Source organism: Rhizobium sp. GN54 (genome assembly GCF_021026345.1).
GTDB lineage: Bacteria > Pseudomonadota > Alphaproteobacteria > Rhizobiales > Rhizobiaceae > Mycoplana.
The window spans coordinates 983,090-1,005,396 of record NZ_JAJNCZ010000001.1; the positions used below are offsets into that span (position 1 = coordinate 983,090).

General features: G+C 65.3%; 21 protein-coding genes and 1 tRNA gene. 10 read left to right on the forward strand and 12 right to left on the reverse strand.

The genetic code is table 11. From position 1 onward, the window contains the following. Positions 1-44: 44 nt before the first annotated feature. The gene (locus tag LQK81_RS04695; protein ID WP_230803856.1) at positions 45-353 is read right to left on the reverse strand and encodes a DUF1294 domain-containing protein; all 309 of its coding nucleotides are present in this window, start codon (positions 351-353) and stop codon (positions 45-47) included. A gap of 169 nt (positions 354-522) precedes the next feature. Here LQK81_RS04695 and gatB point away from each other — a divergent pair, with 169 nt between their 5' ends. The 5 genes from gatB (at position 523) to LQK81_RS04720 (ending at position 4,128) form a co-directional block, all read left to right on the forward strand. Next, positions 523-2,025 (forward strand): Asp-tRNA(Asn)/Glu-tRNA(Gln) amidotransferase subunit GatB, encoded by a 1,503-nt coding sequence (gene gatB, locus LQK81_RS04700; protein WP_230803858.1) that lies wholly within the window; start codon positions 523-525, stop codon positions 2,023-2,025. A gap of 5 nt (positions 2,026-2,030) precedes the next feature. Further along, positions 2,031-2,528, forward strand: coding sequence for a GNAT family N-acetyltransferase (locus LQK81_RS04705; RefSeq protein ID WP_230803860.1), 498 nt, complete (start codon positions 2,031-2,033; stop codon positions 2,526-2,528). Positions 2,529-2,606: 78 nt separating this feature from the next. Next, on the forward strand, positions 2,607-3,095 hold the full coding sequence (locus LQK81_RS04710) for a GNAT family N-acetyltransferase (protein WP_269064611.1): 489 nt from the start codon (positions 2,607-2,609) through the stop codon (positions 3,093-3,095). A 106-nt stretch (positions 3,096-3,201) separates the two neighbouring features. Continuing rightward, positions 3,202-3,600, forward strand: a complete 399-nt coding sequence (locus tag LQK81_RS04715) for an NADH:ubiquinone oxidoreductase subunit NDUFA12 (RefSeq protein WP_230803865.1) — start codon at positions 3,202-3,204, stop codon at positions 3,598-3,600. Between the two features lie 102 nt (positions 3,601-3,702). Next, on the forward strand, positions 3,703-4,128 hold the full coding sequence (locus LQK81_RS04720; protein WP_230804436.1) for a DUF2155 domain-containing protein: 426 nt from the start codon (positions 3,703-3,705) through the stop codon (positions 4,126-4,128). A gap of 87 nt (positions 4,129-4,215) precedes the next feature. Here LQK81_RS04720 and LQK81_RS04725 read toward each other — a convergent pair whose 3' ends face one another. The 6 genes from LQK81_RS04725 to LQK81_RS04750 form a co-directional block, all read right to left on the reverse strand. Beyond that, entirely contained in the window at positions 4,216-5,112 is an 897-nt protein-coding gene (locus tag LQK81_RS04725; protein WP_230803868.1) for a GGDEF domain-containing protein, read from the reverse strand. A gap of 230 nt (positions 5,113-5,342) precedes the next feature. Beyond that, complete coding sequence (aat, locus tag LQK81_RS04730; RefSeq protein WP_230803871.1) at positions 5,343-5,957, reverse strand: leucyl/phenylalanyl-tRNA--protein transferase; 615 nt, start codon at positions 5,955-5,957, stop codon at positions 5,343-5,345. 9 nt (positions 5,958-5,966) lie between these two features. Next, on the reverse strand, positions 5,967-7,310 hold the full coding sequence (gene accC / locus LQK81_RS04735) for an acetyl-CoA carboxylase biotin carboxylase subunit (RefSeq protein ID WP_230803874.1): 1,344 nt from the start codon (positions 7,308-7,310) through the stop codon (positions 5,967-5,969). A gap of 10 nt (positions 7,311-7,320) precedes the next feature. Then, a complete protein-coding gene (accB, locus tag LQK81_RS04740) occupies positions 7,321-7,776 on the reverse strand; it encodes an acetyl-CoA carboxylase biotin carboxyl carrier protein (protein ID WP_230803877.1) in 456 nt (151 codons plus the stop codon). A gap of 24 nt (positions 7,777-7,800) precedes the next feature. Further along, positions 7,801-8,238, reverse strand: a complete 438-nt coding sequence (gene aroQ, locus LQK81_RS04745) for a type II 3-dehydroquinate dehydratase (protein ID WP_230803887.1) — start codon at positions 8,236-8,238, stop codon at positions 7,801-7,803. A 210-nt stretch (positions 8,239-8,448) separates the two neighbouring features. Then, on the reverse strand, positions 8,449-9,213 hold the full coding sequence (locus LQK81_RS04750) for a DsbA family protein (RefSeq protein ID WP_230803890.1): 765 nt from the start codon (positions 9,211-9,213) through the stop codon (positions 8,449-8,451). Between the two features lie 218 nt (positions 9,214-9,431). On the opposite strand from LQK81_RS04750, the gene LQK81_RS04755 reads away from it, so the two are divergent. Beyond that, the gene (locus LQK81_RS04755; protein ID WP_230803893.1) at positions 9,432-10,583 is read left to right on the forward strand and encodes a pyridoxal phosphate-dependent aminotransferase; all 1,152 of its coding nucleotides are present in this window, start codon (positions 9,432-9,434) and stop codon (positions 10,581-10,583) included. Between the two features lie 34 nt (positions 10,584-10,617). Here the strand turns inward: LQK81_RS04755 and LQK81_RS04760 are convergent, their stop codons facing one another. Then, positions 10,618-11,382: an SDR family oxidoreductase gene (locus tag LQK81_RS04760; RefSeq protein WP_230803896.1), complete on the reverse strand. Its 765-nt coding sequence runs from the start codon at positions 11,380-11,382 to the stop codon at positions 10,618-10,620. Between the two features lie 133 nt (positions 11,383-11,515). Further along, complete coding sequence (locus tag LQK81_RS04765) at positions 11,516-14,401, reverse strand: Rne/Rng family ribonuclease (RefSeq protein WP_230803898.1); 2,886 nt, start codon at positions 14,399-14,401, stop codon at positions 11,516-11,518. Positions 14,402-14,654: 253 nt separating this feature from the next. On the opposite strand from LQK81_RS04765, the gene LQK81_RS04770 reads away from it, so the two are divergent. The 4 genes from LQK81_RS04770 to prfB all read left to right on the forward strand — a co-directional run bounded on the left by LQK81_RS04770 (position 14,655) and on the right by prfB (position 20,353). After that, complete coding sequence (locus LQK81_RS04770; protein WP_230803900.1) at positions 14,655-14,960, forward strand: hypothetical protein; 306 nt, start codon at positions 14,655-14,657, stop codon at positions 14,958-14,960. 151 nt (positions 14,961-15,111) lie between these two features. Then, positions 15,112-16,374 (forward strand): N-acetylmuramoyl-L-alanine amidase, encoded by a 1,263-nt coding sequence (locus tag LQK81_RS04775; protein WP_230803902.1) that lies wholly within the window; start codon positions 15,112-15,114, stop codon positions 16,372-16,374. Positions 16,375-16,647: 273 nt separating this feature from the next. Further along, entirely contained in the window at positions 16,648-19,098 is a 2,451-nt protein-coding gene (locus LQK81_RS04780) for a penicillin-binding protein 1A (protein WP_230803906.1), read from the forward strand. A gap of 123 nt (positions 19,099-19,221) precedes the next feature. Then, a protein-coding gene (gene prfB / locus LQK81_RS04785; protein ID WP_230803908.1) for a peptide chain release factor 2 occupies positions 19,222-20,353 on the forward strand; the annotation gives its coding sequence in 2 pieces (ribosomal slippage) (positions 19,222-19,290 and positions 19,292-20,353; 1,131 coding nt in all). Between the two features lie 117 nt (positions 20,354-20,470). Here the strand turns inward: prfB and LQK81_RS04790 are convergent. The 3 genes from LQK81_RS04790 to LQK81_RS04800 form a co-directional block, all read right to left on the reverse strand. Beyond that, a complete protein-coding gene (locus LQK81_RS04790; protein ID WP_230803910.1) occupies positions 20,471-20,974 on the reverse strand; it encodes a hypothetical protein in 504 nt (167 codons plus the stop codon). 46 nt (positions 20,975-21,020) lie between these two features. After that, entirely contained in the window at positions 21,021-21,794 is a 774-nt protein-coding gene (locus LQK81_RS04795) for an NAD kinase (RefSeq protein WP_230803912.1), read from the reverse strand. Between the two features lie 284 nt (positions 21,795-22,078). Then, a tRNA-Lys gene (locus LQK81_RS04800) sits at positions 22,079-22,154 on the reverse strand. Positions 22,155-22,307: the final 153 nt, after the last annotated feature.

Genomic DNA, 22,307 nt, shown 5'->3' on the forward strand with positions numbered 1-22,307 from the left:
GCTCCGATAGAACGGTCGATTTCTAGGAAGCCGGGCCGACGTCGTCAATGGCCGAGCGACTGGAGCATATCGGGCACAAGATCCGGGTTCGCGATCAGGGCGATACCGAGGGCAACATGCAGGGCGAGGAGCACCGGCAACGCCGTCCGGAACGGCTCTTTGCGTGTCTTGTGGCGAAACATGCGCTGGGCCGCGACCGCCCCGAGGCTGCCGCCGAGGGCGGCGAGGCCCAGAAGCGTGCTTTCCCGAACCCGCCGGCCGCCGGCGCGGGCCGCCTGCTTGTCCCGCCAGAAGACAAGGAACGTCAGGACATTGATCGCACCAAGGACGGCGGCAACAGACAGGGCACTCATGCCGTGAGTGCTTACCCGATGCCGGTTAACGCATCGCTTGGGGTTTTGACGAGGGTGCTGTTGTCAGGGGCGGAGCCGATAGGGTGAAAGCCTTGCGCCGCCTGCCCATATGGTCTACCGACACAGTTCGAAAATCAGCCATTCCGAAGCGATATTCAAGAGCTTGTCCATGACCATCGTCGACGTCCGCACCCCCGATCCGAAACGCTTCATCCCCGGCGCCACCGGCGACTGGGAGGTGATCATCGGCATGGAGGTGCACGCCCAGGTCACCAGCAATTCCAAGCTTTTCTCGGGCGCTGCGACCGTGTTCGGCAACGCGCCGAATGCCAACGTCTCGCTTGTCGACGCGGCCATGCCCGGCATGCTGCCTGTTATCAACGAAGAATGCGTGCGCCAGGCAATCCGTACCGGCCTCGGGCTGAAGGCGAAGATCAACAACCGCTCGATCTTCGACCGCAAGAACTATTTCTACCCCGACCTGCCGCAGGGCTACCAGATCTCGCAATACAAGGACCCGATCGTCGGCGAGGGCCAGATCGTCATCTCGCTCGGGCCCGATCGCCAGGGCAATTTCGAGGACATCGAGATCGGCATCGAGCGCCTGCATCTGGAGCAGGACGCCGGCAAGTCGATGCACGACCAGCATCCCACCATGTCCTATGTCGACCTGAACCGCTCCGGCGTGGCGCTGATGGAGATCGTCTCCAAGCCGGACATGCGCTCGTCTGACGAGGCCAAGGCCTACATGACCAAGCTGCGCTCGATCGTGCGCTATCTCGGCACCTGCGACGGCAACATGGACGAGGGCTCGATGCGCGCCGACGTCAACGTTTCCGTGCGCCGGCCGGGCGAGGGCTTCGGCACGCGCTGCGAGATCAAGAACGTCAACTCGATCCGCTTCATCGGCCAGGCGATCGAATATGAGGCCCGCCGCCAGATCGGCATCCTCGAGGACGGCGGCACGATCGACCAGGAGACCCGCCTGTTCGATCCGGGCAAGGGCGAGACCCGTTCGATGCGCTCGAAGGAAGACGCGCACGACTATCGCTATTTCCCCGATCCGGACCTCTTGCCGCTCGAATTCGACGACGCCTATGTCGAGGAACTGAAGCAGCACCTGCCGGAACTGCCCGACGACAAGAAGGAGCGCTTCGTGCGCGAGCTCGGCCTGTCCGTCTACGACGCCTCGGTGCTCGTCTCGGAAAAGGCGATCGCCGACTATTTCGAGGCCGTGGCAAGCGGCCGCGACGGCAAGGCTGCGGCCAACTGGGTCATCAACGACTTGCTGGGCGCCTTGAACAAGGCCGGCAAAGCCATTGAAGAGACTCCGGTTTCGCCCGGCCAGCTCGGTGGCATCATCGACCTGATCAAGGACGGCACGATCTCCGGCAAGATCGCCAAGGATCTGTTCGAGATCGTCTGGGCGGAAGGCGGCGTGCCGGCGGAGATCGTGGAAAGCCGCGGCATGAAGCAGGTGACCGACACCGGTGCGATCGAGAAGGCCGTCGACGACATCATCGCCGCCAATCCGGACCAGGTCGAGAAGGTCAAGGCCAAGCCGACGCTCGCCGGCTGGTTCGTCGGCCAGGTCATGAAGGCGACCGGCGGCAAGGCCAATCCGCAGGCCGTGCAGGCCCTCGTCAAGGCCAAGCTCGGCATCGAGGAATAGGCCCCGTGTTCTTCGTCCGAACGGCCTCGGAGCACGACCTGGCGAAAATCAGCGCGCTCCTGGCTGAGGCGTGGCATGCGACCTATGACACAGTCTACGGCGCCGACAAGGTGGCCGAGATCACCGGAAAGTGGCATTCGGTGCCGGCGCTGGCGGAGAAGCTGAAGCGCAGGGATGCCGAGTTCGTCGTCGCCGACGACGGCAAGGTGCTGGGCGGCATGGGCTATGCGGCCATGTCGAAGGGCGAACCGAAGGTCGCACTCCTGCACCAGCTCTATGTCCTGCCGCAGTTCCAGCGTCAGGGGATCGGCCGAGATCTCTTCGCCGAACTCGAGACCTGCTTCCCCGATGCGAAGGTGATGCGGCTCGAAGTCGAGCCCGGCAATGCCGCAGCGATCGCGTTCTACGAGGCGCACGGCTTTGCCCGGACGGGCGAGACCGCCCATTGCGGCCAGGACCAGTCCGGCCTGCCGGCGCTGGTCTACGAGAAGCCGCTGGGCTGACGCGGCCTGCCCATTCCTGTGGAAAAGTCGCGACCGTCACGGCGCTGTTGTCTTCGGATGATTGTTGCATCGCCGGTAATGCAATCGAGCCGGGGACCCGTGGTGACGACCGACATAACGATCCGTGAAGCCGGGCGTGGCGACCTTGCCGAGATCATCGCGCTCTTTGCCAGCGATACGGTCGGCGGACACGGTGACACGACGGCCGCCGAGGCATTTTCCGACTATGCCGCCGCTTTCGAGCAGATCGCCGCCTCGCCGTTGCAGACGCTCTATGTCGCGACCTGCGAAGGCGAGGTCGTCGGCACCTTCCAGATAGCCCTTCTGACCTCGCTGCCCGGCCGCGGCAGTTCCAGCCTGCTGCTCGAGGCCGTGCAGACGCGCGAGGACATGCGCGGGCGCGGCATCGGCGAACGGATGGTCAAATGGGCGATCGAGCAGGCGCGGGCCAGGGGTGCGGCCAAGCTCTACCTCACCTCGAACATGACGCGCGTGCGCGCCCACCGCTTTTATGAGCGCCTCGGGTTCGAGCGCAGCCATTTCGGCTTTCGCATGCCGCTGAAATGAGGGTGAACGCGGCGGAATCACTGGACAAGAAAAGTCCGGCGGGGCATAAGCGGGCATGGTATTGGTATCCGGTCGGCCCTGTGCTCGACCGGTCAGGGACGGCATCATGAACCTTCTCAAGCAGATTTTCACCTGGTGGAACGGACAGACCATCGGCACGCGTTTCCATACCTGGCGCTTCGGCAAGAAGGTGGGCGAGGACCAGTTCGGCAACGTCTATTACCAGGGCGGCGGCACCGACAGCGAGGGCCGCACCCGTCGCTGGGTGATTTACAACGGCTATGCCGAAGCCTCGGCGATCCCCGCCGGCTGGCACGGCTGGATGCACCACCGCACCGATGTTTCCCCCGCCGACGAAGACTACAAGCCGCGCGAGTGGGAAAAGAACCATCGCCCCAACGGCACCGGAACGGCGCAGGCTTATCGTCCGCCGGGCTCGCTCGCCGCCCGCGGCGAACGCCCTCGCGTCACGGGCGACTACGACGCCTGGACCCCGCGCGGCTGAACCGCTTTCGCCACATTTGACCGCTAGCGCAGACGGGCCCGGGCATTGCGCCGGGCCGATTCACATGCGGAAGACTTGAAGGGGACGGACTTGGCAGGCAGGCTGACAATCGCTTCGCGCAGTGCATGCGCGCTCGCCGCCCTCGGTGCGGCGGCCCTTGCCACGGGCACCCCCGCCGAGGCAGCCCGCATCTCCAATCCCGTCGCCGTCTTCTCCGGGCTGGACAAGATCACCGGCCGCATCACCTCGTTCGACGTCTATGTCGGCGAGACCGTGCAGTTCGGCGCCCTGCAGGTCACCCCGCGCGTCTGCTACAACCGCGACGACACGGAAGCGCAGAAGGTTGATTCCTTCGTCGAGGTCGACGAGATCACGCTGGACCGCAAGATCCGCCGCATCTTCACCGGCTGGATGTTCGCCGAGAGCCCCGGCCTCAACGCCGTCGAGCACCCCGTCTATGACGTCTGGCTGACCGAGTGCAAGATGCAGTCCGACGTGCCGCCGCCGGAAACAACGAGCGCGCAGTAGGACTCATCGGCTGCGAGAGCGACGGTCGTTTTCAAGAGCAGGGCGCCCGTTCGCTTCCGGACCAGATCGTCATCGGCATTGCGTTATTTATCGAGCCGATACACGGTTGCGGCCGGCTCGTTTCGACAGATACAGCCCCTCGTCGGCGCGTCTCAGTATGTCGCTGGAAAAGCGATCTGGTGGATCGAACTCGCTGACGCCGCCGCTGATCGTGGATTCGTAGCGCAGGTTTTCCCTGAGGGCGATGGGAACGTGCTCGCGCAGCCGCTCTGCGATTTCCAGTGCATCGTCACGATGGGTGCCGGGCATGACGACCACGAATTCGTCACCGCCGAAACGGGCGATGACATCGTTCTGACGCAGGTGCTGGCGGCACAGGCGGGCAATTTCCACGAGGGCCGCGTCACCCGCGTGATGCCCCATCTCGTCGTTCAGCCGTTTAAAATTGTCGAGATCGAAGACGAGCACCGAAGTCTGGGACTTCTCCCGTTCAAAGATCGCCAGCCGGTGATCCAGGGTCTCGATCAGCTTTCGCCGGTTGTATAGCCCGGTCAAGGCGTCTGTTTCGCTCAGTTTCTGCAGCTTTTGCTGAACCGCATGCTTCTCGGTGATATTGCTCGCGACCCAGACGACCGCAGCCTCGCCCTCGACCTGGAAATTCAGCGCCTGGACGCGACCTTCGAACCAGATCGGATGACTGGGGCCGTCGTCGCTCGCTCCCTTGACGTCGCTGCCGCTGAGTTCGTATTCGACGATATGGAGTACGCCGCTATCCAGCGCCTTCTCAATATGGTCAGCGAACCACCGTGCCTTCTCCTCCTTCAGCACTTCAAACATGCTGCGTCCGACAAGGCTGCTGCCGTCATGATAGTGCCTGAGGTCCTTGCCGCCGAAAATAGCTGCATACCGGCCACTGCGGGTGAGGATGAAGGCGGGATCGGGAAGGGAAGAAAGGATCGACATCAATTGCGGTTGCGTAAACAAGTAATCACTTTCCCACACTGCCTGACGATGCGGCCCTGGCGCAGGGCACACGCACGTGCATTGCCAAGCTGCCACGCCAGCATTTCATTTTTCTAAATGTGCAATTCTTGTGAAGTGAAAAGCAAGGATGACAATCCCCAATCACGTGAGCACCCACAACAGCCTTCGAGCCGCAACTGGCGCCAGGCGGATGTTCTCATGACCGGGCGCCCTGTCCCGGGTGCCGAAAATCAGAACGCCAGGTTCGGCGAAGCCAGCGCCTTGGAGAGCATGCACTCATAATCCGCCTTCGGCACGTCGATCGCGCCGAAGGTCTTCAGGTGCTCGGTGGTGAACTGTGTGTCGAGCAGGCGGAAGCCGCGCTCTTTCAACCGCTCGACCAGATGCACCAGACAGATCTTCGAGGCGTCGGTGCGCCGCGAGAACATGCTTTCGCCGAAGAAGGCCGCCCCCAGCGACACGCCGTAGAGGCCGCCCACCAGTTCGTCGCCCTCCCACGCCTCGACGCTGTGGGCATGCCCCATCTGATGCAGCGTGGCGTAGAGCGTGCGGATCTTGGAATTGATCCAGGTGGAGGGCCGGTCGGGCGCTGCCTGGGCACAGGCCGCGATCACCGCCTCGAAGGCGGTGTCGACGCGGATGTCGAAGGGCTTCTGGCGGATCCTCTTGGCGAGGCTGCGCGAGACGTGGAACTGCTCCAGCGGGATGACGCCGCGCATGTCGGGCTCGACCCAGAAGAGTTCCGGGTCGTCCGCCGAATCGGCCATCGGAAACAGTCCGATGGAATAGGCGCGCAGCAAGAGATCCGGTGTGACTTCCGGGGACCTGCCGCGTCGCCCTGCCATGCGCTTCCCCTAGGCCTTGGTCTTGGCCAGATAGTTCTCCAGCCAATGGATATCATAGTCGCCGTTGGCGATGTCCTGATTGGAAATCAATTCCTGGAACAAGGGAAGCGTTGTCTTGATGCCGTCGATGACAAATTCGTCGAGCACGCGGCGGAGCCGCATCATGCATTCGACGCGGGTGCGCCCGTGCACGATCAGCTTTCCGATCAGGCTGTCGTAGTAGGGCGGGATCTTGTAGCCCTGATAGGCGCCGGAATCGACGCGCACGCCGAGCCCGCCGGGGGCGTGGAAATGCGTGATCGTGCCAGGCGAGGGGACGAAGGTGCGCGGGTCCTCGGCATTGATGCGGCACTCGATCGCGTGTCCGGAGAACTCGATCTCCTCCTGCGTGACCGACAGCCCGGCGCCGGAGGCGACGCGGATCTGCTCGTGCACCAGGTCGATGCCGGTGATCGCCTCGGTGATCGGGTGCTCCACCTGCAGGCGCGTGTTCATCTCGATGAAATAGAACTCGCCGTCCTCGTAGAGGAACTCGATCGTGCCGGCGCCGCGATACTTCATCTTCTTCATCGCGTCGGCGCAGACCTGGCCGATCTTCATCCGCTGCTCGACGTTCAGGGCAGGGGAGTTGGCCTCTTCCCAGACCTTCTGGTGGCGGCGCTGCAGCGAGCAGTCGCGCTCGCCGAGATGGATCGCGTTGCCGAAGCCGTCGCCGACGATCTGGATCTCGATGTGGCGCGGATGGCCGAGATACTTCTCCATGTAGACGGCGTCGTTGCCAAAGGCGGCGGCCGCCTCCGAGCGCGCCGTCGCCACGGCCTCGTCGAGGTCGGCCGCGCTCCTGGCCACCTTCATGCCGCGGCCGCCGCCGCCGGCAGTGGCCTTGATGAGCACGGGGAAGCCGATCTTGCGGGCGACTTCCAGCGCGTTCTCCGGCTTCACCTCGCCGTCGGAGCCGGGAACGACGGGGATGCCGAGTTCCTGGGCGGTCTGCTTGGCGGTGATCTTGTCGCCCATCAGGCGGATGTGCTCGGCGGTCGGGCCGATGAAGGTGATGCCGTGCGCGTCGAGGATCTCGGCGAACTTGGCGTTTTCCGACAGGAAGCCGTAGCCCGGATGCACGGCGTCGGCGCCGGTGATCTCGCAGGCGGCGACGATCTGGTGGATATTGAGGTAGCTTTCGCGCGACGGCGGCGGGCCGATGCAGACGCTCTCGTCGGCGAGGCGGACGTGCATGGCGTCGGCATCCGCCGTCGAATGCACGGCAACCGTGGCGATGCCGAGTTCCTTGCAGGCCCGCAGGACACGGAGCGCGATCTCGCCGCGGTTGGCTATGAGGACTTTGGAGATCATCGGGCTGACCTTACTCGATGACGATCAGCGGTTCGCCATATTCGACCGGCGCGGCGTCTGCCACGAGAATTTCGGTGACCTTGCCGGAGCGGGGCGCCGGGATCTGGTTCATCGTCTTCATCGCTTCGATGATGAGGATCGTCTGGCCTTCCTGGACGTTGGAGCCGACTTCGATGAAGGGGCGAGCGCCGGGTGCGGGCGACAGGTAGGCTGTGCCGACCATCGGCGCGGTGACCGCGTTCTTGTTGTCGCGCACGGCGGCGACGGGGGCTGCCGCCACGGCCACCGGAGCGGCCGCGACCGCGGTCGGAACAGGGGCGCTGACGTACTGCGGCGTGCCGGCGCGAGAGACGCGGATGCGCAGGTCGTCCTGCTCGACTTCGATCTCGGTCAGGTCCGTCTCGTTGAGGATGTTGGCGAGATCGCGGATCAGCACCTGATCGATGCCCTGTTTCTTGTCAGCCATGGGAGTAAGCCTCTTATTCTCTTCTTATTTCGTGATGGATTTCAGCGCGTGGAGCGCCAGGATGTAGCTCTGCTCGCCGAACCCGCAGATCACGCCCTTGACCGCCGATGCGATCATGGACTTGTGGCGGACTTCCTCGCGGGCATGGACGTTGGAAATGTGCAGTTCGACGACCGGGATGCTGATCGCCTTGATGGCGTCGTGCAGGGCAAGCGAAGTGTGCGTATAGGCGCCGGCGTTGATGGCGATGCCGGCTGCCGTGTCGCCCGCCTCGTGGATCCAGTCGATCAGCGTGCCCTCGTGATTCGACTGGCGGAAATCGATGGCGAAACCGATCCGCTCGCCCTCGGCCCGGCACAGGACCTCGATATCGGCCAGCGTATGCCCGCCATAGATCCCGGGCTCGCGCTTGCCGAGCGCATTGAGGTTCGGGCCGTTCAGGACGAAGATGGTGGATGCCATTCGGATTTCCGCTTGCTGGATCGTGGGCTACCTATAAACCGCCGGTTCCCCAAGGAAAAGCCCCAAGGAATCACGCGCGTCTTGTCCACAACCAAGAAGGCTGAACCGCAAGGGAATGGCGGAAAGATGGCGGAAGCGCATGATCCCGGGGCAGGGCGGGTCGTTCGGGACCATGCGGATCGTTTTTCTGGCCGGGGTGCGTCGCCCGGCTCAGCAGACCGCCTTGCCGCAGGCGCGGACATTGGCCACCTTCGCGGTCAGTTCGTCGACGCCGACGGCGCCGAACACCGCCTCGTTCGAGATGACGTAGGAGGGCGTGCCGGTGATGCCGAGGCTCTGGGCCAGCGAATAGGCCTGGCGCACGGCGTCGTCGTGGGGCTTGGTCTCCATCTGCTTGCGGATGTCGGCCTCGTTGAGGCCGAGCCCGGTCGCCACCGCGATCGCCGTCTCCTCCGTCGCGCGCTCCTCGCCGCCGAGAAGCGTGCGGTGGAACTCGCCGTACTTCTCCGGCGCCAGATCGCGCACGGCCGCGCTGACCTTGTGGGCGGCCAGCGAATCAGGGCCGAGGATCGGTAGTTCCTTCAGGACGAAGCGCACGTTCTTGTCGTTTTCCAGCACCGCTTCCATGTCGGAAAGGGCTCGCTTGCAGTAGCCGCAATTGTAGTCGAAGAATTCCACGATCGTGACGTCGCCATCGGGGTTTCCGAGCGAGATGTCGTCCTTGCCGTTGAAGATCGCGGCCTTGTTCTCGGTGATCGCGGCCGTGGCCTGTTCCTGCTGCTGCTGGGCCTGCTTCTGCTGCAGGGCCTCCTGCATGTCCATCAGGATTTCCGGGTTGGCGAGCAGATATTCCTTGATATAGGCGCCGAACTCTTCCTTCTGCTTGTCGTCGAGCGCCTGCGCCTGAAGCGGCAGGAAGACGGCGCCGGCGAGTGCGAGCGCGGCAGCGAACGATTTGGCTTTGGTGCGAAACATCTTGTCCTCGTAGTGCCGTCAGGCGGATGCCGCGGCCGTTATCCGTCGCGCCTTTCGGCGCATCGCGGCCACCATATGGCGCGGTTGTCGCAAACGAAACCGCAAAGACGGCGAAAATCCGGTCATCCCGGGATTGTGAACAGGCCTTTCTTGCGGCTAGTGCATATGGCATCGAAGATGCCCGGTCGCCCCATGCAATAGCGAGGACAGGTGCGAAGATGAAAGTCTCCCGACGAAGCGCAGTCGAACCCTTCCATGCGATGGATGTGCTGGCGGACGCGACGCGCCGGCGTGCACAGGGGCGCCCTGTCATTTCGATGGCCGTCGGCCAGCCGGCCTGTCCGGCGCCGCGCGCCGCCCTCGATGCCGCAAGGGCAGCCCTTGCCGACGGGCGGGTCGGCTATACCGAGGCGCTGGGCCTTGCCGCCCTGCGCCGCGGCATCGCCGACCACTACCGCAGCCATCACCGCGTCGAGGTCGATCCGGCCCGCATCGCCGTGACCACCGGCTCGTCGGCCGGCTTCAACCTGGCCTTCCTGACGCTGTTCGACCCCGGCGACCGGGTCGCGATCGCGCGGCCGGGCTATCCAGCCTACCGCAACATCCTGGCAGCACTCGGTATCGAGACGATCGAGATCGAGGTGAGCGCTGCAAACGACTTCACCATCACGCCGGAAAGCCTGGAGGCGGCGCAGAGCGTGTTCGGCAGGCTATCCGGCGTGCTCCTCGCCAGCCCGGCCAATCCGACCGGCACCGTCACCAACCGCGCCCACCTGAAGGCGCTTGCGCACTACTGCACGGAAAACGACATCGCCTTCATCTCCGACGAGATCTATCACGGGCTGACGTTTTCCGGCGAGGAGACCAGCGCGCTGGAACTGACCGACGACGTGGTCGTGATCAACTCGTTTTCCAAATACTATTGCATGACCGGCTGGCGGATCGGCTGGATGGTGCTGCCCGAGGGCGTCGTCCGCTCGATCGAGCGGCTGTCGCAGAGCCTCTATATATCGGCGCCGGAAATCTCGCAGCTCGCCGGGCTCGCAGCACTTGGCGCGCGCGACGAGCTCGACCTCCATCGCGACGCCTACCGCCGCAACCGCGACCTGCTCGCCACCCGGCTGCCCGAGATCGGCTTTTCGATCGCCTCGCCGATGGATGGCGCCTTCTACGCCTATGTCGACGCCGGCCGCTTCACCAATGACAGCATGGCCTTTGCCAGGCGCATGCTGGCGGAGATCGACGTGGCGGCGACGCCGGGGCACGACTTCGACCCCGTGGGCGGCCATCGCACCGTGCGCTTCTCCTTTGCCGGTTCTTTCGAGGAGATGAGCGAGGCCGTCGACCGCCTCGCACGCTGGCTGGGTTGAGCCGGCATCGTTCTCGGCAAACAGACCCGCCGTCTCATACACGGTTGATCGACACGCCGCCGTCGACCAGCATCGCCGTGCCGGTGATGAAGCTGGAGGCGTCGGAGCAGAGGAACAGGGCGGCCTCGGCGATTTCCTCCGGCGCGGCGATGCGCTTGAAGGCATTGAGGCCGGCAATGAACTGCCGCGCCTCCGGCGTGTTCGCGACGTGCCGCCCCATGGGCGTGTCGGTTGCGCCCGGCAGCAGCGCGTTGACGCGAATGCCTTTCGGCCCATATTCCGAAGCGAGTACCTGCACGAGGCCGATGAGGCCCGACTTCGAGGCGGCATAGGCGGCGAGCCCCGGAAAGCCCGCCGTGTGGCCGACGAAGGTGGAAGTGTAGACGAGGGCGCCGCCGCCCCGTGCCTCCAGGGCCGGCAACTGATGCTTGGCGGCGAGGAAGCCGCTGGTCAGGTTGACGGCCAGTACGTCCTGCCAGTCTGCCATCGACAGTTCGGGGAGGGGGCCGACACGGCCGGTCGTGCCGGCATTGTTGAAGGCGATGTCGAGGCCGCCGAATTCGGCCGTCGCCGCTTCGACAAGGGCCTTGTGATGGGCTTCCTCGCCGACATCGCCGGGAACGGCGATCACGCTGCCACCCTCGGCGCGAATTTCCTGCGCGACCGCCTCCAGCCGTTCGCGTCCACGGGCGGACAGTACGACCTTTGCGCCTGCTCGCACGAAGCGTAGCGCGGCGGCGCGGCCGATCCCCGAGCTGGCACCGGTGATGATGGCGATCTTGTTGGTGAGGCGGGTCATGGGTGGCTCCCTTGCCGGTTCCTGATGAGCGCCGGTGTCGCAGACGCACGATTGGGGAACCACCCGATTCCGGCGCAAAACGAAAAGACCCGGCGCGAAGGCCGGGTCCTCTGTTCCAGTGATGTCAGGCGTCTCAGAAGAAGCCGCGACGCTGCCACCAGCCGCCCTTCTTGGGCTTTTCCGGTTCGTCGCCTTCGGTTTCCGGCTTGGCCGAGGACTTGACGACGGGCGCGCTTGCGATCGTCGAAAGGTCGCGGTTGGCGCGGGCGGGCTTGGCCTCGTCCAGCACGGCTGCCGCTTCCTCGACGGCCGGCTCGACAGCCGCTTCCGCCGGCTGTTCCTCGACCGCGGTCTGTGCCGCCGCGTCCGCTGCGGCCTTCTCTACGGGCTCCGCGGCAACCGCCTCGTCGCCGGTCTTTGCCTTCGCCTTGCGGGTCCGGCGGGCCTTGGGCGCAGGGGCTTCCGCCACCTCGGTCACGACCTCGACGGGAGCGGGCTGTCCCTCGATCGCAGCCTCGGCGGCTGCGTCCAGGTTGTCGTCGGCGGCTGCCGCGACTTCGGCCTCTGCCTCTGCCTCTACCGCTGCCTCGCCTTCGTCTTCGAAGCCGTCGGCCGCATCCGCGTCTGCAGCGATGTCGCCTTCGTCGCCGCGGTTGCGGCGTCCGCCGCGCTTGCCGCGCCGGCGGCGCTTACGCTTGGACTGGTCGCCGTCGGCGGCGATGCGGGCGGCATCGCCCTCGGCTTCGCTGGCCTCGCCCTCGGCATCCTCGCCGTCCTCGTCCTCGTCGCCGGCCTGTTCGCCGCCGAAGGAGGCGGTGTCGCTGCCCTCGGCGCCGTCCTGGCCGCCACGGCCGCGGCGGCGGCGGCGGCGCTTGCGCTTGCGGCCGGCCTGGTCGTCGGAGGCGGCAGCGGCTGCCGCCGGCTTCACGGCCTCGGCTTCCTCGTCGATCTCCTCCTCGATGACGATGTCGTCGTCTTCATCGGGCTCGGGAGCGAACTGGACGAACTGGTCGATCCTGACCGGGTTCTCCACCGGCTCGCCGCGATCGATCGCAAAGTGTTGCGCGCCGACATGGGCGTCCGCGTCGATGACGATATGGACGCCGAAGCGGGTCTCGTAGTCGCCGATCGTGCCGCGCTTGTGGTTGAGCAGGTAGAGCGCGGTATCCGGGGTCGTGCGCACGGTGATGTTGTGCGTCGTGTTCTTGAGCAGGTACTCCTCGATGCCGCGCAGGACGTGCAGCGCCACGGAGGATTGCGAGCGCACATGGCCGGTGCCGTTGCAGTGCGAGCAGATCTGCATCGTGCTTTCGAGCACCGAGGCGCGGATGCGCTGGCGCGACATTTCGAGCAGGCCGAAATGCGAGATGCGGCCGACCTGGATGCGGGCGCGGTCGTTCTTCAGGTGGTCTTTGAGGCGCTTCTCGACGGCGCGGTTGTTGCGTTTCTCCTCCATGTCGATGAAGTCGATGACGACGAGGCCGGCAAGGTCGCGCAGGCGCAGTTGCCGCGCCACTTCCTCGGCCGCCTCGAGGTTCGTCTGCAGCGCCGTTTCCTCGATCGAATGCTCGCGGGTCGAACGGCCGGAGTTGACGTCGATCGAAACCAGCGCCTCGGTCTGGTTGATGATGATGTAACCGCCCGACTTCAGCGTCACCTGCGGCTGCAGCATCCGGTCGAGCTGGGCCTCGATGCCCGAGCGCGAGAAGATCGGGTGGATGTCGCGATAGGGCTGAACCACCTTGGCGTGGCTCGGCATCAGCATCTTCATGAAGCCCTTGGCTTCCTTGTAGCCTTCCTCGCCGGCGACGACGATCTCGCCGATGTCCTTGTTGTAGAGGTCGCGGATCGAGCGCTTGATCAGCGAACCTTCCTCGTAGACGAGGCAGGGGGCAGTCGAGTTCAGCGTCAGCGTGCGGACGTTCTCCCACAGGCGCATCAGGTATTCGAAGTCGCGCTTGACCTCGACCTTGGTGCGGTTGGCGCCGGCGGTGCGCAGGATCACGCCCATGCCCTGCGGAACCTCGAGGTCGCGGGCGATCTCCTTCAGACGCTTGCGGTCCTGCGGGTTGGTGATTTTGCGGGAAATGCCGCCGCCGCGGGCGGTGTTCGGCATCAGGACCGAGTAACGGCCGGCGAGCGAGAGATAGGTGGTCAGCGCCGCACCCTTGTTGCCGCGCTCTTCCTTGGCGACCTGCACCAGCAGGATCTGCCGGCGCTTGATCACTTCCTGGATCCGGTACTGCTTGCGCGGGCGGCGCGCGGCGCGGTCGGGAACCTCTTCCATCGCGTCTTCGGCGCCGACCGATTCGATCACTTCCTTTTCTTCGTGGTGATCGTCGTCGTCATCGTCGTCGTCGCCCGGGCGCTTGCGCACGTCCTCGGAGATCACGTCGGTATCGACGGCGGCGGCCATGTCGCCGGAAGGCGTCTTGCCGTCCTCGTCGTCGGCAGCAGCGGCCTCGGCCGTTTCAACCGCCTCGTCCTTCGCGGCAGCCTTCTTGGCGCGCGGCTTGCGGGGCTTCTTTGCCTTCGGCTTGGCCTCTTCCTCGACGGGGGCAGCCTCGGCGTCGACGGCAGCTTCCGCGGCGGGAGCGGCTTCAACGGTGTCTTCGACGGCGACGGCCTCGACCGCCGTTTCCGGCTCGTCTGCGGCTTTCTGCCTGACCTTTATCGGCTGGGCGGGGACCGGCGCGGTCTCGACATGCTCGATGTCGTCGTCGCGGCGGGCTTCCTCGGCCTCGGCACGCAGCAGCGCCTGCCGGTCGGCCAGCGGGATCTGGTAGTAGTCGGGGTGGATTTCGGCAAAGGCCAGGAAGCCGTGCCGGTTGCCGCCGTAATCGACGAACGCTGCCTGCAGCGAGGGTTCGACGCGGGTCACCTTGGCAAGGTAGATGTTGCCGCGGATCTGTTTCTTGTGCTGGGATTCGAAATCGAATTCTTCTATGCGGTTGCCGCGTACGACAACGACGCGCGTCTCCTCTGCATGAGACGCATCGATAAGCATTTTGTCTGCCATGAAAGTTCTGCTCCTCGGCGCAGGTCAAGCCTGTCTGGCGACCGCCCGCCAAAGGGCGGGGGACCGGAGGGAGGGAGCGCTGCGCCGGATAAGTGATTCCCCGTCGGGGCTGGATGAGCGGGCCGCGGCCAGACAACGGCTGGTACGATCACGCACCGGAGCCTGTTAACCTCTGACAAATACCGCAGCGACAACATCAACGTCCAAACGAGAATGCCAATGCCATAGACCCAAAAGGTCCGATGAAGCGGGCGTGAGTGCCCATGGTGGATATCCACCGTTGAATTTGGTCCGGCCACCGCCGGATTACCGCGATTCCATTGCTCGGGAAGAAGCATTGCGACGGCGGATGAAGGCCAGTTTCGGCGCCAAATCCAAATGGTTGGCTGCCCGCCTGCGGCTTCTATCCCGTCTGTACTTTTTCCTTGAAATCGCTTTTATGTTCAATATGTCACAATGGCAAGGAAAAAGCCCTGACCGTCACAATTATGATGGAATCCGGCCGGATGGAATGGCCCCGGTCCGGATGGAGTGCGGGCGGGTGGTAAGCTTTGGTTAACCCTGCGAATGCAAGTTGGTGCGCGGGCGGCCCGATGTGTCGCCGCTGGCGCGCGCGACCGAATCGCGGTTGGATCCCGGCGCCATGATGTTCAGTTTCTTGACGAGGGAGTGACCGGGTGAGGGTCGAAGCGGCGAAGCGGCGTTCTGCGATGCATCGGCTTGCCGGTGCCGCGTGCCTTCTGGCCGGCATCCTCGCCTTCGTTCCCGCGCCGTCGCGTGCCGCGGGGGCGGACGTGCCGACGGCCTCCATCCCGGCCGACGCCTCCATTCCGGCCGACAAGGTGCCGCTGGTCGCCTATTCGGGCCGGGTCGCCGGCGACGACGCCCGCACGCGGCTGATCCTCGACTTCGACAAGCGGCCGGAAATCTCGGTGCATTATGTCGCCAATCCCTACCGCATCCTGATCGACCTGCCCGACACGGTGTTTGCCCTGAAGAAGGACGACGTCGCCGCGCGCGGGCTTTTCTCCGACATCCGCTATGGCGGCATGGCCGCTGGAAAATCCCGCATCGTCCTCACCGCCGACCGCCCGGCAAGCGTCGTCGCGTCCGAGGTGCGCAAGGAGGAGGGGGGCGCGGGCTATCGGCTCGTCGTCGACACCGCGATCGTGACCGAGGACGCGTTTGCGAAGCTCCTCAGCGGCCAGAGCTGGCAGGATGCCGCCGCGGTGGCCGAGACCCGGCCGGTCCTGCCGGGGGCAGCGACCGGCGACGGCGGGACGTTCGTGATCGCCGTCGACGCCGGCCATGGCGGCATCGACAACGGCGCACAAGGGGCGGCGACGGGGACCCACGAGAAGGCGGTGACGCTCGCCTTCGCCCGGGAATTGACCACCGCCCTGAACGCTTCGCCCGCGACGAAGGCGGTGCTGACCCGCGACAAGGACGAATTCCTCTCCCTGTCGCAGCGCGTCCAGCTCGCCCGCAACCAGGGCGCCAACCTGCTCATTTCGGTCCATGCCGACACCCTGCGGCAGAAGGATATCCGCGGCGCTACCGTCTATACGATCTCCGACAAGGCCTCCGACAGCCTTGCCGCCAACCTCGCCGCGCGCGAGAACCTGTCCGACGAGATCGCCGGCATGCCGCTGCAGGGCGAGCCGGCCGAGGTCGCAGACATCCTGATCGATCTCACCCGCCGCGAAACCCAGGCCTTCTCCATCAGCCTCGCCAGGGAGGTGGTCGGTGCCTTCGAGGGCGAGGTGAAGCTGATCAACAACCCGCATCGCCACGCCGGCTTCCGCGTGCTGACCGCGCCGGACGTGCCTTCCGTCCTGCTCGAGCTCGGCTTCCTGTCGAACAAGGACGACGAGCAGCTTCTGCTCGATCCGGCCTGGCAGAAGAAGGTGGCGGGCCTGATCGCCGAGGCAGTGCAGCGCTATCGCTCGGTCGTCATTGCCAATGGCGGCTGATCTGCCGGGAAACCGGTCGCTGCTCTGTCAGTTTGCACGCATGTGCCGAAAAAGTGACAGCACGGGCAATTGTTTCGTGGCCTTCGCGCGTTGTTTGCAGTAAGCCCTATTTTCCTCACATTCGGGGCTCTAGTCGGGGTCATGTATCCGGACGACTCGATGGCGAATTCTCTGGTCGCCTGCCGCAATGGCCGAGGTCGCCAGTACCCGCGCATGATGCGGTGCGCCTTCATCGTCCTGGCTGATGAAATGATAGGATACCGGTAACGGCACATGGTCAGATTGATTGGATATTTTTTCGGGATCGGCACCGTCTTTTTCCTCGGTGTGGCCGCGTTCGTCGCGGTCTATCTCGCCAATGTCACGAAGGATCTGCCCGACTACGAGGTGTTGAACAGCTACGCTCCGCCCGTGACCACGCGCGTGCACGCGACGAACGGCGCGCTGATGGCCGAGTATGCGCGCGAGCGGCGGCTCTACCTGCCGATCCAGGCCATCCCCGACCGGGTGAAGGCGGCCTTCCTCTCCGCCGAGGACAAGAACTTCTACAACCACCCCGGCGTCGACGTGACGGGCCTCTTCCGCGCGATCGTCACCAACCTCCAGCAGATGGGCTCCGGGCGCCGTCCGGTCGGTGCGTCCACGATCACCCAGCAGGTCGCCAAGAACTTCCTGCTCTCCTCCGACCAGACCATCGACCGCAAGGTGAAGGAGGCGATCCTCTCCTTCCGCATCGAGCAGGCCTATTCCAAGGACCGCATCCTCGAGCTCTATCTCAACGAGATCTTCTTCGGGATGAACTCCTACGGCATCGCCGGCGCAGCGCTCACCTATTTCGACAAGTCGGTCACCGAGCTTTCGATCGCCGAGACGGCCTATCTCGCGGCCCTGCCGAAGGGGCCGAACAACTATCATCCCTTCCGCCGCACCGAGGCTGCAATCGAGCGGCGCAACTGGGTGGTCGACCGCATGGTCGAGAACGGCTACGTCACCCGCAGCGAAGGCGACGAAGCCAAGAAACAGCCGCTCGGCGTGACGCCGCGCAACCGCGGCTCCTATCTCTTCGCCTCCGACTATTTCGCCGAGGAGGTGCGCCGGCAGATCATCGAGCGCTACGGGGACAACGCGCTCTACGAAGGTGGCCTGTCCGTGCGCACCTCGCTCGACCCGCGCATGCAGGTCATCGCCCGCAGGGTCCTGCAGGGCGGCCTCATCAGCTATGACGAGCGCCGCGGCTTTCACGGCCCGATCAAAACCGTCGAGATCGGCAGCGACTGGGGCATCGAACTGAGCAAGGTCGCAGGCTACGGCGACGTGCCCGAATGGAAGCTCGCCGTCGTGCTCGCGACCGACGCCGAGGGCGCCGACATCGGCCTGCAGCCGCGCAAGGAACCGTCCGGCAAGGTGGCCGAGGAGCGCGTCACCGGCCGCATCGCGGCGGACGCGATGAAATGGGCCTACCGCTCGGCCACGGGCGACCGCAAGACGGCCCGCTCGCCGGAAGGCGTGCTGTCGCCGGGCGACGTGGTCTATGTCGAGCCGACGGAGACCGATGGCAGCTACAGGCTTCGCCAGCCGCCGCGCGTGCAGGGCGGGCTGGTGGCGATGGATCCGCATACCGGGCGCGTGCTCGCCATGGTCGGCGGCTTCTCCTACAGCCAGTCGGAATTCAACCGCGCGACGCAGGCGATGCGCCAGCCGGGCTCCTCGTTCAAGCCTTTCGTCTACGCCGCAGCCCTCGACAACGGCTATACGCCCGCTTCCGTCATCATGGACGCCCCGATCGAGATCGTCTCCGGCGGCGAGGTCTGGCGCCCGCAGAACTACGGCGGCGGCTCGGCCGGCCCCTCGACCCTGCGGCTCGGCATCGAGAAGTCGCGCAACCTGATGACGGTCCGCCTTGCCCAGGACATGGGCATGGGCCTCGTGGCGGAATATGCCGAACGCTTCGGCGTCTACGACAAGATGAACCCGGTGCTGGCCATGTCGCTCGGCTCCGGCGAGACCACGGTGCTCCGCATGGTCTCGGCCTATTCCGTGCTCGCCAACGGCGGCAAGCAGATCAAGCCCTCGCTGATCGACCGCATCCAGGACCGCTACGGCAAGACGATCTTCAGCCACGAGGAGCGGACCTGCGAGGGCTGCAATGCCCAGGACTGGGAGAACCAGGAAGAGCCGAACGTGATCGACAACCGCGAGCAGGTTCTCGATCCGATGACCGCCTACCAGATCACCTCGATGATGGAAGGCGTCGTCACGCGCGGCACCGCCGCCGGCAAGATCAAGCTCGACCGCCCGGCTGCCGGCAAGACCGGCACCACCAACGACGAGAAGGACGCCTGGTTCGTCGGCTATACGCCGGACCTCGTCGCCGGCCTCTATATCGGCTTCGACAGCCCGGCTCCGCTCGGCCGTGGCTCGACCGGCGGCTCTCTGTCGGCACCGCTCTTCAACGAGTTCATGCAGGCGGCGGTCGAAGGTACCCCGCCGACCAAGTTCCTCGTCCCCGAAGGCATGCAGATGATCGCGGTCGACCGCAAGACCGGCATGGCCGCATCCGAGGGCGATCCCGACACCATCATGGAAGCCTTCAAGCCCGGCACCGGCCCGGCCGACGTCTTCTCGGTCATCGGCGGCGACGAGTTCATGGAGCCGGAAGAGATCCTGCGCAGCTCGCCGCAGGCCAACCAGGCCGTCACCGGCGGCCAGAGCGGCCTGTTCTGAGCCGCTCGTCCTGACCGGACAGACAGAATGAAAAAGGCGGGCGTTCTCCGACGTCCGCCTTTACATCTTTCGGCCATGTGACTATCTCACGGGCCAACTCGCAAACCACAGAAGAAAACGGATATGCGCGCGGAAATCGAGAACGTAGTCGACGAAATCAAGCAGGCCATAAGCCTGCTGAGGAGGCATCTTTGACTGGGATCAGGCGGTAAGACGACTGGACTGGTTGAACAACAAGGCAGAGGACCCGAGCCTCTGGAACGACGCATCCGAAGCGCAGAAGCTGATGCGCGAGCGCCAGCAGCTCGATGACGGCATCAACGGCCTGCGCGGGCTGGAGCAGCAGCTGAAGGACAACATCGAGCTGATCGAGCTCGGTGAGGAAGAGGGCGACGCCGACATCGTCAAGGATGCCGAGGCCGCGCTCAAGGAGCTTCGAACGGAAGCCAACCGCCGCCAGGTGGAGGCGATGCTCTCCGGCGAGGCCGACGGCAACGACACCTATGTCGAGGTCCATTCCGGCGCCGGCGGCACCGAGAGCCAGGACTGGGCGAACATGCTTCTGCGCATGTACACCCGCTGGGCCGAGCGCCAGGGCTTCAAGGTCGAGCTGCTCGAGATTCACGACGGCGAAGAGGCCGGCATCAAGTCCGCGACGATCCTCGTCAAGGGCCACAATGCCTATGGCTGGATGAAGACCGAATCGGGCGTGCACCGGCTGGTGCGCATCTCGCCCTATGACAGCAATGCCCGTCGCCACACCTCGTTCTCGTCGATCTGGGTCTATCCGGTCGTCGACGATTCGATCAGCATCGACATCAACGAGAGCGACTGCCGCATCGACACCTATCGCTCGTCCGGCGCCGGCGGCCAGCACGTCAACACGACCGATTCGGCGGTGCGGATCACGCACATTCCCTCCGGCATCGTGGTGGCCTGCCAGCAGGAACGCTCGCAGCACAAGAACCGGGCCAAGGCCTGGGACATGCTGCGCGCCCGCCTCTACGAGGCCGAGTTGAAGAAGCGCGAGGAGGCCGCCAATGCCGAGGCCGCGTCGAAGACCGACATCGGCTGGGGCCACCAGATCCGCTCCTACGTCCTGCAGCCCTACCAGCTGGTCAAGGACCTGCGCACCGGCGTCGAAAGCACGTCGCCCTCCGACGTGCTCGACGGGGAACTCAACGACTTCATGGAAGCCGCGCTCGCCCACCGCGTGAGCGGCGGCGCCGACGCGGTCGTGGACGACCTGGCCTGACGGGCCTATCGGTCCATTGATAGATGACGGCGCCGCAAGGCGCCGTCTGTTTCCCGAAGCGGGAGAGGCGCCGATGCCGGTGGCCTGCAGGGGACGCGATAGCGCCCCGCGGCCCGCTCAGTTGCTGGCCTTCTCCACCGTCAATTCGCCGATATCGTCGATCAGCACCGTCCAGGCGGTCGATTCCGCCGCTTGCGGGTCCGTCTTGAGATGGACGGTGGCGAACATGCCCGGCTGGCCCTTCACGCCGTCGGAGCTTTCCGGCCGGATATCGGTGACATAGGCCTTCATCGTCGAGAATTCCTCCAGCTCCGTCGACGAGGCGATCGCCGGTCCCTCGGGCGTCGCCTCGATCCGCTGCAGGTGGATCTGCGCCGTGCCGTCCGGCTGGCGCAGCGAGAACAGCTTGTAGTAGCCCCGCCGGACCGCCGACGCTTCCGGCGTCGCGGCGCCGGAGGCGGCCTGCTTCCCGCCCTCGTCGCCCGCCTGTTCCTCCCAGTAGCCGGTGCTGACGGCGAAGGTCACGTTCGCGGGCAACGGCGAGGGTTCCTGCGCCGCTGCGGCAGGAGCGACGGCGAGCAGGGCCGTAAGGGCGATGATTGCGGGGTAGGGACGGGACATCTGTTGCGCCTTTCGTGCCTGGCTGGTCCTGAGCGATCGGTTCGGGCTAGTACTGGAACTGCTCGGACAGGATGCGCTCCGACCAGGAGTGGTCGGGATCGGAGAGGATGATGGCGGTGGAACTCTCCGACTGGGCGATCCGCACCGAGCGGACCGACTTGATCTCGGTGTAGTCGGCGACGGCGTTGACGGGCCGCTTCTCGGGCTCGAGGATCTCGATGTCGACGGTGACCCGGTTCGGCAGCAGCGCCCCGCGCCACCGCCGCGGCCGGAACGGGCTGACCGGCGTCAGGGCCAAAAGCGGCGCCTCGAGCGGCAGGATCGGGCCGTGCGCCGACAGGTTGTAGGCGGTCGATCCGGCCGGCGTCGCCAGCAGCAGGCCGTCGCAGATCAGTTCCTGCAGCCGCGTCCGCCCGTCGATGTCGACCCTCAGCTTGGCCGCCTGGTAGGACTGGCGGAAGAGATAGACCTCGTTGATCGCCAGCGCCTCGCTGACCTGGCCGTCGGCATCGACCGTGCGCATTTCCAGCGGCCGGCAGATGTTGGCCACCGCCCGTTCGATGCGGGCGGGCAGGTCCGCCAGGCTGAAGCGGTTCATGAGGAAGCCGATCGAGCCGCGGTTCATGCCGTAGACCATCTTGCCGGAGTTCATGGTCGTATGCAGCGTCTGCAGCATGAACCCGTCGCCGCCGAGCGCGACGATCACGTCGGCCTCCTCCGGCAGGGCGTCCCCGTAGCGTTCGACCAGCTGGTCGCGGGCCTGCTCCGCCTCCGGTGCCTGCGAGGCGACGAACGATAGCGATCGAATCTTACGGCTCATCTTCTGTGCTTCTGCCTTCCTGCCCGACTGTCCTGCCCCTCCGGCCGCTCCCCGGGCCGGGCCGGCAGGAGCACGCCTGCAGGCACGTCTATTTGGCACGCCGCGCCGGCAAGCGCATCATGTTTTTCAAGCGCTTGCCGGAAAGCCGACAAAGCGCCCGCCGACAGGAGACCACCGGTTTGCATTCGGTCAGTTGCGCAAAGAATGACGTCCGGTTTGACGGGATGAGGGCAGCCATTCCTGAAGTAAAACATCAGGTCTTGCGTCGAAATGAGTGATTTTATTGGTGAGCGCGCAGGGATTCGAACCCTGGACCTACTGATTAAAAGTCAGTTGCTCTACCGGCTGAGCTACGCGCTCCCGAAAGCGGGCGCGGGCCCCCTGGAAGTGGGCGGACATATAGCAGGCGTCTTTTTCCGGTCAACCCGTAAAATCGCGTCGAATCGGGCTTTTGCTGCATTTCGCCGCGCCGGGAGAAACGTGCTTGGCGCAGCCCGGCCGGGCGTTTATGGA